The following is a 16,250-nucleotide window of genomic DNA, read 5'->3' as shown; positions in this document are numbered from 1 at the left end:
GGCGGATCAGCTGACCAGCCGCTTCAACGGTGGAATGGTGGATAGGATCACGAGGTCCAGCACGATCACGGCCAGAAGCGTGAGGCCGAGCATCGGAAAGGCGAGCGACAGGGCGAGCGTAATCAGAAGGGCGCCTTTGGCGTAGGGGATGTCGGCGGGTCGGGGCGGCGCGCCAAGACGGTTGCCAGCCGGGCGGCGTTTCCACCAAAGCACAAGGCCGGAGACGGCCATCAGGATCACGCCCAGACAGAACGCGGTGTTGAGCGCGACGTTCCAAAGCCCGAGATCGCCTTCGTGGAAGGCAATGCCCCAGGCCATGGCTTTGGCATAGGCGCTGTAGTCGGCATAGCGGACATCGGCCAGTACATTGCCGGTGTATTGGTCAATGTGGATCGTCCGGTCTGCGGCGGGGTTCGGGCCGTCGTTTGACATGCTGTCATGGCTGATCGTCCAGACGCCGGTGTCGCCGTTGGGCAGGTTCAGCTGATAGCGGCGGTCGAAGCCAAGCGTTCCGGCGAAGTCGGCAACACTGTCGATGGTGACCGGGCCCGTGACGGCGGCAGTCCCGGCAAGCGAGCCTGATTCCGGGAGCGGCGTCTGTTCCAGGGTCCAGGGCACCTCCTTGGCGGCACCATGATTCATGCTGGCGTGGGTTGCGTCGGAAAGGGGCACCGCGTCCCATTTGTCGGCCGGGAAGGTGGACCAGGCCTGCACGAACCTCTCGCCCCAGAGACCGGCCCAGCTGAGGCCCGAAATCAGGAAGACCACCAGGAGAAGGCTGATCCAAAGACCCACCGCGCCATGGAGCGATTTCCAGAACGCGCGGCCTTTGGCGGCGGTCTGAAGGGTCAGCGACTTGCCCCAGCCCGCGCCGTTCCGGGGCCAGTGGAGGTAGATGCCGGTGATGGTGAGCAATAGCCCAAGGCTCGCCGCCGCCTCGATCAGCCAGTCGCCGGTGTCGCCGATCAGAAGCGTGCCGTGGATGTCGTTCATGAGGTCGTACCAACCTGCGCGCCAAAGAAAGCTGGACAGGACCTCGCCGGTGTAGGGGTTCAGCGTGACGCCCGTGCTTGCGTCGCCTTGCGCGACAACGACCGTGGCGACGTGGTCGGGCGAAAGGGGGGCGATGTACTGGGTCGCCGTGCTGCCGGGGACGGTCGCCTCGGCTGTCGCGACGAGGCCGCTGACCAGAAGCGGCTGGTCACCACGGGGGATCGTCATCCGTTCGTCGCTGACGCCAGAGATGACGGCGATCCAGAGCATCGCGAGGCCGGTTGCGGCCAGCATGACAAGGAACGGAATGGTGTAGAGCCCGGCGTAGAAGTGCCAGCGCCAGGCGGCGAGATAGAGCCGGTTCCGGGATGTGGTTTCGGTCGACATGGGTTTGCCTTCGGGTCGCGTGAATGGATGCAGCCGAATTGGCTGCGGGGACACGGGGGAAGGCGGCGTCAGGCAGGAAGGCCCCGCTGGGGCGGTTGCAGCGCCGCCGGTCAGGCGACGGGCGGACCCTGGGGGGAGTTTGCGGGGTCAAGAACGCGCTGCAGCGCCCGGCTTTCGCGCGGGGCGATGACGGCGGCGTGGAACGCGAGCTCCAAAGCGACCACGGTCGGTTGGGCAGAAGGGAGGTTGGCGGTCGCCGCTATCTGGCAGGCAAGGCAGTGCAGCCCGCCCTTTGCGCCACCTCCGGCCTCATCGCCGCAGAAGTCGGCAATCGTCGCGCCGTTTGCAAGCGCGAGGGCCAGTGCCTGATCCTGCGGGGTTGGCATGCGATGGCCGTACCCGGTCGCAATCAGCGCGACGGTGAGCAGGCTGAAGAGCACCGGTCGAAGCAGGCTGATGAGGGCCTTGATCCACATAGGCATGGCATGGCCCAACTTGGTGCCACCGTCAACCGCAGGCGCATCATTCGGCGTTGCGACAGATCGCCCACCTTGCAGGCCGGTCGCAAAAGCGAAAGAGTTGCGCGACTTTGCCCCAACACCCGGATCCCGCCATGCCCGAACGCGTCGCCGTCTTCGATGGCCACAACGACATCGTCCTGAAAATCGCCGCTGCAGGCGCGGGGCGCGAAAGGCTTTGGCTGCATGGCGAAGGTGCCGGGCATCTCGACCTGCCGCGCATGCAGGCGGCGGGCTTTGCGGGGGGCTTCTTCGCCGTCTACATCCCCTCGCCCGACATTGGCGATCTGCATGCGCTGGAGCGGCGGATGGACAACCCGCCCTACGACTTGCCGCTGCCTGAGCTGATCAGCCACACCGCCGCCCAGCCCGTCGCGGTGGAGATGCTGGGCCATCTTCTCTGGATGGAACGCGCATCCGGGGGCCGCTTCCGCTGGTGCCGGACGGCGGGCGAGATCCGCGCGGCCATGGCCGAGGGCGTGATCGCCGGCGTCCTGCATTTTGAAGGCGCCGAGCCGATCGGCCCCGACCTGGACGCGCTCCACCTCTTCCATGCCATGGGTCTGCGATCCCTCGGGCCGGTCTGGAGCCGCCCTACGGTTTTCGGCCATGGCGTGCCGTTCCGTTTTCCCTCGTCCCCCGATACCGGTCCGGGCCTTACACCCGCTGGCCGCGATCTGGTGCGGGAATGCAACCGGCTGCGGGTCATGATCGACCTTAGCCACCTGAACGAAGCGGGATTCTGGGAGGTGGCAAAATTGTCGGATGCGCCGCTGGTCGCGACCCACTCGAACGCCCATGCGATCACCCCCTCCAGCCGCAACCTGACGGACCGGCAGTTGCAGGCGATTGCCGAGACGGGCGGGATCGCCGGACTGAACCTTGCCACCTGTTTTCTGCGCCCCGACGGCCGGGAAAGCCCCGAGATGACCCTCGACCCGGTGAAGCGCCACATCGAGCACATGCTGAAGACGGCGGGCGAAGATCATGTCGGCATCGGTTCGGACTACGACGGTGCTACCACGCCAAAGGACATCGGCGGGGTGGACGGCCTACCGGTTCTGGTTGAGACCATGCGTGACATGGGCCTTGGCGAGGCACTGATCGCGAAGATCGCCCACGGCAACTGGCTGCGCGTGCTGGAGCGGACCTGGGGGGCGTAAGGGGGCTGCTCATCGATGACTTCGTCACTCTTCGCGGGCTGCCTCCGACGAGGAGACGAAGTCGAACGAGGAGGGACCGCTCAGGAAAGCCCCGCCCGCAAACCTTCCGCCAGTTCGCCGTAGCGGTCGGACAGCGGATTGCTTCGCCGCCATACAAGGCCGATGGTCCTGCTTGGGCGCGGCTCTGGCAGTCGGTGGAGCACCACCGGGGCCGACCGGCCCTCGACCGCTGCTGCCATTTCCGGGATCAAGGTCACCCCGAGCCCCGCGCCGACCATCTGCACCAAGGTGGAAAGCGACGAACCCTCCATGATCTCGCCCGAAAAGTTCCGGGGCAGCTTGCAGAAGGCAATCGCCTGGTCGCGGAAGCAATGCCCTTCCTCCAGAAGGAGCAGCGGCATTTCAGGAAGGTCCCGGATATCCGGAAGCGGCAGATCGGCGTCGATCTCGCTGCGGACCAGAAGGAATTCTTCTTCGAACAAAGGAACTTCGACCAATGACGGTTCGGACATCGGCAGGGCGACAAGCGCCAGGTCCAGCCTGCCCTCGGCAAGATCACGGACCAGTTTCGGCGTGATCGCTTCCTTGGGGTGAAGGTCGAGATCGGGAAACTGACCTAAGAGAAGCTGCATCAGCCGCGGGAGCAGATAGGGCGCGACGGTGGGGATGATCCCCAGCCGCAACCGACCGGACAACGGCCCGGTCGAAGCCCGCGCGAGTGCGCCAAGCTCATCCACGGCGCGCAGCACTTCACGGGCGCGCAGGACAAACTCCTCGCCCAGGGCGGTCAGCCTGATCTGCCGCGGCCCCCGCTCGACAAGCCGCGCCCCAAGGATATCTTCCAGCTCTTTCACCTGCAGCGACAGGGCGGGCTGCGAGATCGCCGAAGCCTCGGCCGCACGCCCGAAATGGCGGTGCCTTGCCAGCGCGTCGAAATAGCGCAGGTGTTTCATGGTGATCAGCGTCATATGTTTTTCATATCGCCGTGATTGGAAAATGAAAATTCCTATTATCACCACGAGGTGCTAGCGATAGTTCATGACCAAGACCGGCGAGTCGCTTCCCCAGCCTGCCAGGGCGGGTTTGCGGCGTTTTCGGCACCCAAATTCAGCCAACGAGGAGAGCGAGATGGACGGCAATGACGTTGGACGCAGCGGAAAGTGCCCGGTGATGCACGGCGCAATCACCACGACCGAGACCACGGTGATGGACTGGTGGCCGAAGACGCTGAACCTCGACATTCTGCACCAGCACGACACCAAGGTGAACCCGCTGACCGGGTTCGAGTATGGGAAGGAAGTCCAGAAGCTGGACTTCGAGGCTCTGAAGCGCGACATGATCGCGCTGATGACGGAAAGCCAGGACTGGTGGCCCGCCGACTGGGGCCACTACGGCGGGCTTTTCATCCGCATGTCGTGGCACGCTGCGGGGACCTACCGCATGGCCGATGGCCGGGGTGGTGCTGGCACCGGTAACCACCGCTTTGCGCCGCTGAACAGCTGGCCGGACAACGCGAACCTCGACAAGGCACGACGCCTTCTCTGGCCGATCAAGAAGAAATACGGCAACCGGCTGTCCTGGGCCGACCTGATGGTGCTGGCCGGAACGGTAGCCTACGAATCCATGGGCCTGAAAACCTTCGGCTTCGGCTTCGGGCGCGAGGATATCTGGCACCCCGAAAAGGACACCTGGTGGGGGTCGGAAAAGGAATGGCTGACCGACCAGCGCTATCCGAACAAGGAGGACCGGCAGTCGCTGGAAAACCCGCTCTCGGCGGTGGTGATGGGGCTGATCTACGTGAACCCGCAAGGGGTGAATGGCCAGCCTGACCCGCTGCAGACCGCCAAGGACGTGCGCGAAACCTTCGCCCGCATGGCCATGGACGATGAAGAGACTGTGGCCCTGACCGCAGGCGGCCACACAGTCGGCAAAGCGCATGGCAACGGCAATGCCGCGCTGATCGGCCCGGAGCCGGAGGGGGCTGCGCTGGAAGAGGCGGGCCTTGGCTGGAACATCCACGCCGCCCGCTCGGTCGGCCGCGACGCGGTGACCAGCGGCTTGGAAGGCGCCTGGACGACGCACCCGACCAAGTGGGACGGCGGTTACTTCCACCTGCTTCTGAAATACGACTGGGAGCTGGTGAAATCCCCCGCGGGCGCCTGGCAGTGGCAGCCGATCAACATCTCGCAGGAAGACATGCCGGTGGACGTCGAGGACCCGACGATCCGCCGGATGCCGATGATGACCGATGCTGACATGGCGATGAAGGTCGACCCGACCTATCGCGCGATCAGCGAGCGTTTTGCGCAGGATCAGGCGGCGTTCAGCGATGCCTTTGCACGCGCCTGGTTCAAGCTGACGCACCGCGACATGGGGCCGAAGGTCCGCTACCTGGGGCCTTGGGTCCCGCGGGAGGACCTGATCTGGCAGGATCCGGTTCCGGCGGGGTCCACCTCGTGGGACGCGGCGGCGGTGAAGGCGAAGATCGCGGCCTCAGGCCTGTCGGTTTCCGACATGGTATCCACGGCTTGGGATGCGGCCCGCACCTTCCGCGGGTCTGACAAACGCGGCGGCGCGAACGGAGCCCGCATCCGCCTTGCGCCGCAGAAGGACTGGGAGGGGAACGAGCCCGCGCGCCTGGCCCATGTCCTGTCCGTCCTTGAACCCATCGCCAAGGCCGCCGGTGCTTCGGTCGCTGACGTGATCGTGCTGGCGGGGAATGTCGGGGTCGAGCACGCTGCAAAGGCCGCTGGCATCGACGTGACCGTGCCCTTCCACGCCGGCCGGGGCGACGCGACAGACGCTCATACCGACGCCGACAGCTTCGGCGTGCTGGAGCCCCTTGCTGACGGTTTCCGCAACTGGATGAAGAAGGACTACGCCGTCACCGCCGAAGAGCTGCTCCTCGACCGGGCGCAGCTCATGGGCCTGACCGCGCATGAGATGACCTGCCTCATCGGCGGCATGCGCGTGATCGGCACCAACCACGGTGGAACAACGCACGGGGTCTTCACCGACCGCGTCGGCGCGCTGACGACGGACTTCTTCGCCGGGCTCACGGACATGACCTACAAATGGGTGCCGAAGGGGACGAACCTCTACGACCTCGTCGACCGCAAGACCGGCGCGGTGAAGTGGACGGCGACCCGCGCGGATCTGGTGTTCGGCTCGAACTCGATCCTCCGGGCCTATGCCGAAGTCTACGCCCAGGATGACAATGCCGAGAAGTTCGTCTGCGACTTCGTCTCGGCCTGGGTGAAGGTCATGGAAGCCGACCGTTTCGACCTGCAGGCCTGAGCGGGGCAAAAGGACTTTGGCCCGGGCATCAAAGCCCGGGCCTTTCTCTGCGCGGTCACAGCCGACTGCAACTTCTGGTGCCCGCGGCCGGACTTGAACCGGCACGGCCTTACGGCCGGGTGAGTTAGTGGATCGACGTGGTCTATCCTATGCCTAGCCGACACTGCGCCAGCACCGAGAAGACCGCCTCGGTTGCGCCCGCCGCTCCAAGCATGTGGCCGGTGGCGGATTTTGTGGAACTGACGGCCACGCGGGCACCGGTCGCCCCGAAAATCTGCGTAAGGGCCGCAAGCTCGGCCGCGTCTCCCACCGGGGTGGAGGTGGCGTGGGCATTGACGCAGCTGATCGCCTCGGCCTCGCCCGACCGGATCAGGCGCAGCGCATCGCCGATCGCCTGGGCTGAGGCAGCGCAGGCGGTGACGGGCGCGCCGGAGGGGCGGTGAAAGCCATAGCGGATAGAGACCTGGCCGGTCGCAAGGTTGGGAAGAAACGAAGGCACGACGAAGGGGGAAAGACGTCTGACGCCTTCCGTGCGGATGGTCTCCGTGGCAGCCGTGATTGCGGGAATGCCGCCGACGCCGGTTGCGATCACCGTGGCGGTCCGGGTCCTTTCGTCCAGTGCCTCGGGTCGCCATCCGGCCTGATCCAGCGCCTCGTTGGCGGCGGCCACCGCGTAGTGAATGAAAAGGTCGCTCTTGCGCAGATCCTGCGCCGACATGGCCGTCGCGGGATCAAAGCCAAGCGGCTTCGGTGGCGGACGGTGTGAACAGAGCTGTCATCGCAGCAGGTCCGGGTGCGTCCGGTGATCAGCGGATTCCCGCCCTGTCGAGCAGACTAGGGGTCAAGGGCGGGAAAAACCCCACTTGAACCGTCGGTCGCCAGTAGCACATTCCAACCCTGTGTGATGGTCGCATCGGCTCTGCGTCTGCCCGCCTCTTCCAGGGCACATGACGGCAGGTTCCCTGGGAATGCGGCTACGTGGGCGTCACGCCTGCTTTACTGACGAGTGCTTAAGCTTCAGACCGAAGAGGAGCCCCGCCATGAACGCATCTTCCGATTTCCTTCAGGCCGAGCGAATCCTGCGCATCGAGACGTCGCTAGGCGCGGATCAGCTGCTGGCCGAGAAGCTGAGTTTCCGCGAGGAAATCTCGGGTCTTTTCGAGGGTGTCGTGGTGGTGCGCTCGAAGATTCTCGATCTGGCGCCGGATCAGGTTCTGGGCAAGCCGGTGGATGTCAGCCTGGAGCTGGGCGATGGCGCGCGGCGCTTCTGGAACGCGATCGTGACCAACATGATTTCCGGTCCCAAGCAGACGCGGGGGCTGCAGAACTATCAGCTGGTGCTGCGGCCAGAGCTTTGGCTTCTGGGGCAAAAGTCCGATTGCCGGATCTGGCTGGACAAGACGGCCATCGATGTGGCCGAAACGCTGTTGTCCGAGCATGGGATCGCAGCGCCTGACACCTCGGGGGTCGTGGATGCAGTGCCACCACAGCACTATTCGGTGCAGTGGAACGAGACGGATCTGGCCTACCTGACGCGGCGCCTGGAAGAGGACGGGCTTTTCTACTGGTTCGAGCACTCGGCGGGTGCTCACAAGCTGCATATCGCCAGCCATGCCTCCGGTTATACCAGCGATGGCATGACGGATATCCGATATTCGGCGGGCTCGACCGACCGCAACCACATCAGCCGGTTCGAGACCCAGTTCAGCTATACGCCGGGGCAGCATGCCGGGCGGGACTGGAATTTCGAGACGCCGGGGCAAGTTCCCGAAGGCGACGCGCCAAGCCTGGTGAAACTGCCGAAGAACGGCAGTTACGAGCTTTTCCAGTACCCGGTTCAAGCGGGCTACGGTGCCGGCGGCCGCGCATCCGAAGGGATTGACGACGCCGCAGTGGCGCGTGTCGCGAAACTGCGGATGCAGGCGTTGGAGGCCGAACATGCCCGGGTCGAGGGCGAATCCATGGTGCGGACGCTTGCAGCAGGTCGGCGGTTCAAACCCTATGACCTGGCGAACCCCGACACCGTGTTCGAGGAGCATGTGATCCTGGCGATCACGCATGAGGCAGTGGACACCAGCTATGAAAGCGTCGCCAACCAGGCGGAGTATGTGAACCGCTTCATCGCGATGCCGTCCTCGGTGCCCGCAACCCCGCCGCGGATAACGCCGCAGCCCCGGATCGATGGTGCACAGGTGGCCATTGTGGCAGGGCCGGAGGGGGAGGAGATTCACCCCGACGAATACGGCCGGGTGAAGCTCTGGTTCCCCTGGGACCGGCGGGCGAAGAAGGACGGCTCGGACACCTGCTGGGTGCGGGTGATGCAGAATTGGGCGGGTACCGGCTGGGGCGGCCAGGTGATCCCGCGGATCGGGATGGAGGTGATGGTCAGCTACCTCGACGGCGACCCCGACCGGCCGGTGGTGACTGGGGTCGTGCCGAACTCAAGGCAAAAGGTGCCCTACCCGCTGCCGGGGCACAAGACAAAGACGGTCCTGCGGTCGAACAGCCACAAGTCGGAAGGCTTCAACGAAATCTCGTTCGAGGACGCGACAGGTGCCGAGAACATGGCGCTTCACGCGCAGAAGGACCAGACGCTGAAGATCCTGCACAACCGGATGAAGCGGGTCGACAACGATCAGGTTGAAAGCGTCGGTCAGAACAAGGCGATCGACGTGGGCCAGAACCATCAGGAGAAGATCGGCGGGTCGATGAACCTGACGGTTGGTGGCGGCGGGTTCATGGGTGCCTTGGGTCTCATGCAGGCGCTTGGCGGGCTGCTGGGCTCGGGGACGTCGACGATGGCGGCGGGTGCGAGCAAGGTCGAGGGCGGTGCTTTGGGCGCGCTGGTAAGCGGTCTTCTTGGCAGCACGCTGGCGGGCGAGCTGATCTCGAGCCCGGGCCACAGCGGTTTCTCGTCAGCGGGCCGCAACCGCGAGGAAGCGGGGCTGGATCAGGCCGCAGCCGGTACCGCGCTTGGCAGTCTGGTCGGACAGATCATGCCGATCTCTGGCATCCTGAACACGGTGATCGAAAAGGCCAAAAGCGACACCATTGGATTGGCCCGGACCGAACAGATCGGGCTTTTGAAGAACACCTTCGTTGGGCAGGTTCACACCACGACCATCGGCAAGAAGCAGTTCACCACGGTCGGCGACGAGCAGCGACTTCAAGTCGGAAGGATCAAGACTGTCGACGTTGGCGAAGAGTACACCACGCATAGCGGCAAACGATCGGCCCATTCCTCTGGATCCCTGTTCCAGATATCGACAAAGGAAAAGTTCGAAGGCACGGCGCGGGTCTGGGAGATCAAGGCAAATGACACGCTCTTGATATCCGCGCCTGGCGGATATGTCGAAATCTCCCGGCGCGGTGTGAAAATCCGCGGACTGAAGGTCGAGATCGAGGGCAACTCGATAGACTTTAGAAGGGGCGGCCCCGGCGAAGGTTCGAAGTGCCTGCGCGCAATGGCCGAATCTGCAACACCTTTCGTGATGTGACACATGACCCATATAGATGATATTCGCACAGTTCTGCTTGGGCTGGATCCGAAGGACGGGCCCCTCTTTGCAGTTCTTGACGGCGCCAAGTTCGACAATCTGCCGAACGAGCTGGTTCTGGGCAAGTTCATATCACGCCCGCTTTACCTTGACCGGGGCAACAACAACCCCGAACAAGTCATCACCGCGCCGCAGATGGTTTCGCTGGATGAGCTGGCCGAAATGGCGATCGGCCGCCCCAGGGACAAAACGATCGATGCAATCTTTGACTTGATCGGTGACCGAACTGCCGCGGTCTTCTGGCAATGTCCTGGCGGCGCGGATGCACTGTACCGGCATTTGCGCGGCATAAACATGGTGTCAATCCCGAAGTGGGCCGCCGAAGATAAGATTGAAGAAAGCGAAGCCGACGCGGAAGAGCCTCCTGAAGAGCAGGACGAAAGCCAAGACAATTCGCATCGGCTGGTTCTTTTCCGGCATGCCGATCCCAACGTCCTTGCTCAGGTTGTCCCAGGGCTATCCGCCGAAGAACTGGCCCGGCTTATGGGACCGGCGCAGCGACTGATATTCGCGCCCGATCCTATCTGGTCTGCTGATGGCGGGGCTGTCTCAGTCAACATAAAACCTGAAGGCATCGTGCCGCCGCCCGGCAATCTGCGGCTGTCCGACCGGGCGCTCGATTCGGTCGAGGACGCTCAGCTGGTCGCCTCGCGCACAAGGGTGACCGACTACCTGCGGACGACGGCGCCGGAATACACTTCGGCGCTGACAGAGGATGAACTACGAGACCTCGTCCTTCAATCAGAGCAAACCGGCGACGAGATCGGTTTCAGGACGGAGCACGCTCACGGTCTCTGGGCGTTCCTTGCTCTGCTTACCGGTGGCGAGACGCTACATAACGCTGTCGTTCGTGAGCACTTTCAGAACGATCCGCGCGACCCCGCGACGGTGCTTGAGGAAGTCTACGACCAGGTCATCAACGCCTCTGACGAAGAACTGGAGGCCTTGTAATGCCCCTACCGATAATCGCCGGGATCGTTATTCGCGCGGCAGTGGCCTTTGCGGCCAAGCAGGCGGCAAAATACGCAGGCAAGAAGTTGGCGAAGCGTGCGCTCAGGAAGCTTCTGGAGCGTGGAAGAAAACAAGGCGACGAGATCCTGGAGCGCGAGATCAATCGCCGTAAGGCTTGCAAGACCTGCAAGAAGCTTGATGATCTGGCCGACCCATGCCAGTTCTTGCGCTCGGGAACCGGGAGCAAGTACAATGGTGGCAGCTACGCGGGAACGAAGAAGTCTGGGATCGAATCGCATCATATGCCGGCGGAATCTTCTTATCCCGCCGGTAGCATGTCGCAAGGCAAAATGCCCGCAATTGCCATGGATCCGGCTGATCACAAAAAGACCGCGAGTCATGGAAGCTCCGATGCAGCCAGGCTCTATCAGAAGCAGCAGAAAGCTGTTCTTAGCGGCAAGGGCGGCCTTTTGGGAGCCTTCGCCATGGATGTCGCAGATGTAAAACTCAAGTTTGGTGACAAGTACGATCAGGCGATCATGGAAGCATCTGCCTATGTCGCGTGCATCAGCAAGTACCCGGACAAATATCCAGTTGGACAGCAGACTAGAAGGAGAAAACCGTGAGCTGGGAGTTCGTTCCATTTGAAAGATACGGGCCATTGAAATTTGGTATCGATCAGGCTGCGGTCAAAGTCATTTTGGGTGAGCCGGCTTCGGCCAAAACCTCCTATGAGGTCATGAAGCCATATCTCGATCCAAGTGTCGTCGAGAAGGATCAGATCGACTATTTGAAAAGAAGGCTTACATTTTCCTTTTTCGACTCCGCATCTAATTCACAGACGCCAGAGGTTGTCTTTTTCGATGGCATCCTTTCGGAGATCCATCTGCTTCCTACCAAAGATAGCCTGATTGTTGATGGAATAGACCTTTGGCAGAAAGACAGGGTAAAACTGATCGTAGCGCTTGCGCGCCGTGAGAAGGTCGCGCTGTTCAGCGGCAGCGATTACTATTTTGAAAGCATCGGGGTTCGGATCACAGCTCCAAAGTTCTGGAAAGATCAGGGGAGCATAAGCTTGTATTCGCATACTGGCCAAGCTTTGGAATTCAAGATGACAGAGGTCTATGAGTATGAGCCGGACGAAATCACCGGTAAGGAAAGCTGACCATCGGGTTGAGATGTATGGCAACCACATAACCAATCCGGGTCGCCAAAACTGAGGTAAGGACTGCACATGACCAAACCGATAGCCACGCTTGGACACATGCATGTTTGCCCAAAGGTCGATCCGGGGCCAAAGCCGCATGTCGGGGGGCCGGTCTCAAACGCGGGGCAAAGCCTGGTAACTTTCAATGGAATCCCGGTCGCGGTGGAAGGTGGCGACTGTCTGTGCACGGGGATGCCTGGACCAGACGGTATGTCCAAAGGTTCCAGTCTTGTCAAAATCAACGGCAAGGGTGTCATGCGGATCGGTGACAAGACCGCGCATGGAGGCGTGATCACGACTGGTGTGCCGGGGTTCCAGGCTGACTGAAATCCGCCCTCCGGTCGCTGGAAACGCCAGTTGCGGTGCGATCTTCCGCCCGGCGTAGCGGGAAGAACCATCCGACGGCGATAGCAACATGACGCCGGCCGAATGACCCTTCGGCGACAAGCACGATATGCCTACGACGCAGCCCACCGCCGCATCTGCTTCTGCCGACCACGGTCTGCTGCAACAGGCGCCGAACGCCGATGCGATCGTCACTTTCCAACGCGACAAAGCCGCCCAGGTGATCGCCGAGACCATCAACGGCACCAGAACCGAGACCACCTGGGATTGCTGCGGCCGCCGGACAGGCCGCACGATCGGGGATGAAACGGTGACCTGCCGCTACGACCCCGCCGAATGGCTGTCGGCCGTCGAAGTCGGCCGAGTGTCGTCGATGGGCTTCCGCCTGCAGCAGCGCTTCAACGCTGTCGGACTGCTTGTCGACCGGCGCATTGCCTCGGCAATCAAGCCGCCGACCGGCGCTGAGGGCAAGACGCTCCGCCTTGAACCGGGGCGCAGCTATCGCTGGAACGCCTCGGTCGAATCCGTCCCCGCCCCCGTACAGACCGGTCCCGCGACCTTTGTGGCGGGGACGCGAGGCGGGCCAGTTCCGGGTCCTGCAAGTCGGGGGTGTCGGCCTGCTCATGCCCATAGCTGTCAAGATGGATTCACAAGATGAATCCTGTCAGCGCACTTGTGCAACAAGGCCCAGCCCGTCCCGGAACGGTCGATCCAGACAGAGCCGCGAGGCAAGCTTGAAAATCTGCGAAAGGTCCTTTCAGGCTCGCCGCAGCCGCAGGCTTACAAGAGCGGCCATAGCGATGACCAACCACAGAACTAGCCCCGAGGCTGCGAACACTCCGACCGAGACCAGGCCAGCGGATGCGTCTGCCAAGCTCGGGCTGAGGCTGACCAGCCAGCCCGGCAGGGTGCCGGTCACTGCGACCCATAGCGGCAGGGCCATCGCCAAAAGAACGACCCCCACGACCCCCACGCCAAGGGCCAGCCGCAACGTGGGCCAACCGCCCCGAACGACCCGCCGTAAGGCGCGCAGCGCTTGCGATACGTCGGCCTGAATAGCCATCACGGCGGGAACCACGATCAGGACCAGCACCATTCCGAACCCCAGTCCGAAGACCAGGGTGATCACCGTAGGCTTCAGAAACTCGGCCTGCGAACTGCGCTCATACAGAAGCGGCGCCAGACCCAGCACCGTGGTGAGCGTCGTCAGCAGCACCGGACGGAACCGGTCGGCAACCCCGTCGATGATCGCGGCGCGCTGGCCCCGGGTCTCGGAGTACTCGTCGACAGTGCTGACCAACACGATGGAGTCGTTGATGATGATCCCCGACATGCCGATCAGACCGACGATGGAGAACATCGACAGCGGCACGTCCCAAACCCAATGGCCAAAGATGGCGCCGACCAGCCCGAACGGAATGACTGACATGACCACCAAAGGCCGCGTCCAGTGCGCAAAGATCCAGGCGAGGGCCAGATAGATGCCCAAGAGGCAAAGGACCAGCGCCACCGCAGCCCCGCCCAGAAACTCCCGTTCGTCCTCGGCTTGGCCCGAAAGCTTCCAGCTTAGCCCATAGTCCTGCGCCACCCTCGGCACGAGCTCTTCGCTCAGCGCGCGTTGCACTTCGGTGGCGCGGGTGGGGTTGTCTTCGGACAACTCGCCGGTGACGTTGACCATCCGCAGGCCGTTCTCTCGAACGACAGAGGAAAACCCCGACCGGCTTTCCACCACCACGACATCCGACAGCGGCACATAGACCCCGGCCGAAGCGCGGATCAGGGTGCGGTCAAGAAAGTCCGCCGTAAGCTCGCTTTCCGGCAGTTCCACCCGGATCGAGGCTTCGCGCGGGCCGTCCGGGAATGTCGCCGCTTCAATCCCGCCTAACCGCTCTCGCAGGACCTGGCCCAGGCTGGCTGTGTCAAGGCCCAGACTTTCGCCCTGCGGCGTGAGGGTCAGGATCAGCTCTTCCTTGTCATAGGAAAGGCTATCCTCCAGCCCCGATACCTCGGGGTAAGCGGCCAGCGCCGTCTTCAGCGTCTCGGCGGCGGCCTTCAGGGTCTCGGCCTCGCCACCGTAAAGATCGACCGAAAGCGAGGCACCACCCGGCCCGAAACGCGCATTGCGGAAACTCAGCTCCTCCAGCAGAGGATGGGCCACCACCTCGGCCTCAAGCGCCGCAATGAACTCCGACGTCGGATAGGACCGCAGGTCTGGGCTGATCAGCTCCATCGAGATCGAGCCGAGGAGGTCCGGCCCCTTGGTCTCGGCACCGGCAATGCTGCGCCCTGCCCCGCCACCGATTTCGGCCAACACGAAGGTGGCAGGATTCTCGCCATGCTCGGCCTCAAACCGCGCAGTCACCACATCCGTCGCGCGCTGCAATTCGCGCAGCATTGCCAGCGTATCCTCACGCGTTGCACCGGGAAGCATGGCGAAACTGCCCGTGACCGAGGCCTGTTCCGGCGGGTTGAAGAAGCGAAACTGCACGTCGCCACGCAGAAACAACGCCGCCTGGAACGCCAGCGCCAGTACGCAGGCCGCGAGCATGGGATAGCGGGCAAAGATCACGAAGCGCAGCGCCGGACGGATCGCATGGACCCGCAGCCATTCAAGGCCCCGGTTTGTCTGGCGCGAGGGCCAGTCGTACCAGCGGTTCCGACCGATATCCTTCACCGCATGGGCCAAATGGTTCGGCAGGATCAGAAAACACTCGACCAATGAGACGGCCAGAATGATGCAGACCGTTATGGGAATGTCGAGGATCAGCTCGCCGAACCGCCCCCCGATAGCGACCAGACCCAGAAAGGCGATAATGGTGGTCATGGACGAGGCGAAGATCGGCCCGGCCATCCAGGTGGCGGTATTCTCGGCGGCCTCTTGCGGGGATTCGCCCAAGGTGCGCACCCGGTGATCCACGTTTTCCGCGACCACGATAGAATCGTCCACGACCACCCCGATCATGATGATCAGCGCGAAAAGCGAGATCATGTTCAGGGACATGCCAAAGGCATACATCACGGCAAGCGCCGAGAGCATGGCGATGGGAATGCCGGTCGCCACCCAAAAGGCGATCCGGGCGTTCAGGAACAGGAACAGGATCAACAGCACCAAAAGAAGGCCCGACGTGCCGTTGTCCATGAACAACAAGAGCCGGTCGTGGATCTGTTCGGCCCGCGTCCGTACCAGCTCGACCGTGACACCTTGCGGCAAGCCCAGCTGCATCTCGGCCGCCACCTCAGCCACGGTGGCCTGGATGCCGATCGCGTCGCCGTCGGCGTTCCGGTCAACCCGAATGGCCATGGCGGGATTCTCGCCCACGAAGGCCGCACGGACTGCGTTCGGCTCATTGGCGCGGATCGTGGCGATATCACCAACCGTGAGCGTGCTGCCATCGGCGCCCGATCGCAGAGCAATGGCCGCAATCTCGGCAGCGCTGCGCCGTTCGGTCCCGGTCCGCAACCGCGCGCCATCGCCAAGCTCGCCCGCAGGCGCATCGGCCACGGCAGCGGCAATGGCCTCGGCCACCTCCGCCATCGTGATGTCGTGCCGCATAAGTGCGGTCGACGGAACCTCGACAATCGTCTCAGGGCTGGCCAGACCAGTGATCGTGGCCCGCGTGATCCCTGCAGCTAACAAGCGGCCGGTCAGCTCATCGGCAAAGCGGGCCAGCTGGTCGACCCCTACTGGACCGCTGATCAGCACATCCGTCACCCGGTCACGCCAGGCGGCCGAAGCGACCTCCGGCTCATCCGCGCCCTCGGGCAGAGAGGTGATCGCATCAACGGCGGCCTGCACCTCTTCTTCGGCGACCGCCAGATCGTGGTTCGGCTC

The 16,250-nt window shown here is 63.3% G+C and carries 12 protein-coding genes and 1 pseudogene; 8 read left to right on the top strand and 5 right to left on the bottom strand.

Features of this window, described 5'->3' with window-relative positions:
• Window positions 1-6 precede the first annotated feature (6 nt).
• A complete protein-coding gene (locus ACRCSW_RS10395) occupies window positions 7-1,380 on the bottom strand; it encodes a PepSY-associated TM helix domain-containing protein (RefSeq protein WP_438704838.1) in 1,374 nt (457 codons plus the stop codon).
• A 110-nt stretch (window positions 1,381-1,490) separates the two neighbouring features.
• Window positions 1,491-1,862, bottom strand: coding sequence for a hypothetical protein (locus ACRCSW_RS10390; RefSeq protein ID WP_438704836.1), 372 nt, complete (start codon window positions 1,860-1,862; stop codon window positions 1,491-1,493).
• 131 nt (window positions 1,863-1,993) lie between these two features.
• On the opposite strand from ACRCSW_RS10390, the gene ACRCSW_RS10385 reads away from it, so the two are divergent.
• Complete coding sequence (locus ACRCSW_RS10385; RefSeq protein ID WP_438704834.1) at window positions 1,994-3,061, top strand: dipeptidase; 1,068 nt, start codon at window positions 1,994-1,996, stop codon at window positions 3,059-3,061.
• Window positions 3,062-3,141: 80 nt separating this feature from the next.
• Here ACRCSW_RS10385 and ACRCSW_RS10380 read toward each other — a convergent pair whose 3' ends face one another.
• Window positions 3,142-4,029 carry a LysR substrate-binding domain-containing protein gene (locus tag ACRCSW_RS10380; RefSeq protein WP_438704833.1) on the bottom strand — a complete coding sequence of 296 codons (888 nt, stop codon included), beginning with the start codon at window positions 4,027-4,029 and terminating at the stop codon, window positions 3,142-3,144.
• A 160-nt stretch (window positions 4,030-4,189) separates the two neighbouring features.
• On the opposite strand from ACRCSW_RS10380, the gene katG reads away from it, so the two are divergent.
• Entirely contained in the window at window positions 4,190-6,358 is a 2,169-nt protein-coding gene (gene katG / locus ACRCSW_RS10375) for a catalase/peroxidase HPI (RefSeq protein ID WP_438704832.1), read from the top strand.
• 142 nt (window positions 6,359-6,500) lie between these two features.
• Here the strand turns inward: katG and ACRCSW_RS10370 are convergent.
• A pseudogene (locus tag ACRCSW_RS10370) lies at window positions 6,501-7,082 on the bottom strand (beta-ketoacyl synthase N-terminal-like domain-containing protein); the annotation flags it as partial.
• Between the two features lie 316 nt (window positions 7,083-7,398).
• Between ACRCSW_RS10370 and ACRCSW_RS10365 the strand changes: the two are divergent.
• The 6 genes from ACRCSW_RS10365 to ACRCSW_RS10340 all read left to right on the top strand — a co-directional run bounded on the left by ACRCSW_RS10365 (window position 7,399) and on the right by ACRCSW_RS10340 (window position 13,076).
• A complete protein-coding gene (locus ACRCSW_RS10365) occupies window positions 7,399-9,855 on the top strand; it encodes a type VI secretion system Vgr family protein (protein ID WP_438704830.1) in 2,457 nt (818 codons plus the stop codon).
• A 3-nt stretch (window positions 9,856-9,858) separates the two neighbouring features.
• A complete protein-coding gene (locus ACRCSW_RS10360) occupies window positions 9,859-10,866 on the top strand; it encodes a hypothetical protein (RefSeq protein ID WP_438704828.1) in 1,008 nt (335 codons plus the stop codon).
• A complete protein-coding gene (locus tag ACRCSW_RS10355) occupies window positions 10,866-11,492 on the top strand; it encodes a hypothetical protein (RefSeq protein WP_438704826.1) in 627 nt (208 codons plus the stop codon). Before ACRCSW_RS10360 ends, ACRCSW_RS10355 begins: the two co-directional genes overlap by 1 nt.
• Window positions 11,489-12,031, top strand: a complete 543-nt coding sequence (locus tag ACRCSW_RS10350; RefSeq protein ID WP_438704825.1) for a hypothetical protein — start codon at window positions 11,489-11,491, stop codon at window positions 12,029-12,031. The genes ACRCSW_RS10355 and ACRCSW_RS10350 overlap by 4 nt, the downstream gene beginning before the upstream one ends.
• Before the next feature lie 69 nt (window positions 12,032-12,100).
• Window positions 12,101-12,400, top strand: coding sequence for a PAAR domain-containing protein (locus tag ACRCSW_RS10345; protein ID WP_438704823.1), 300 nt, complete (start codon window positions 12,101-12,103; stop codon window positions 12,398-12,400).
• Between the two features lie 127 nt (window positions 12,401-12,527).
• A complete protein-coding gene (locus ACRCSW_RS10340; protein ID WP_438704821.1) occupies window positions 12,528-13,076 on the top strand; it encodes a hypothetical protein in 549 nt (182 codons plus the stop codon).
• Window positions 13,077-13,175: 99 nt separating this feature from the next.
• On the opposite strand, the gene ACRCSW_RS10335 is transcribed toward ACRCSW_RS10340, so the two are convergent.
• Window positions 13,176-16,250 (bottom strand): efflux RND transporter permease subunit (locus tag ACRCSW_RS10335; protein ID WP_438704819.1); only part of this gene is annotated, 3,075 nt, incomplete at its 5' end.

It is taken from the genome of Tabrizicola sp., from assembly GCF_051645465.1.
Lineage (GTDB): Bacteria > Pseudomonadota > Alphaproteobacteria > Rhodobacterales > Rhodobacteraceae > Tabrizicola.
The sequence above is the reverse complement of the archived record's forward strand: the minus strand, read 5'-3'. Positions and strand labels throughout refer to the sequence as shown.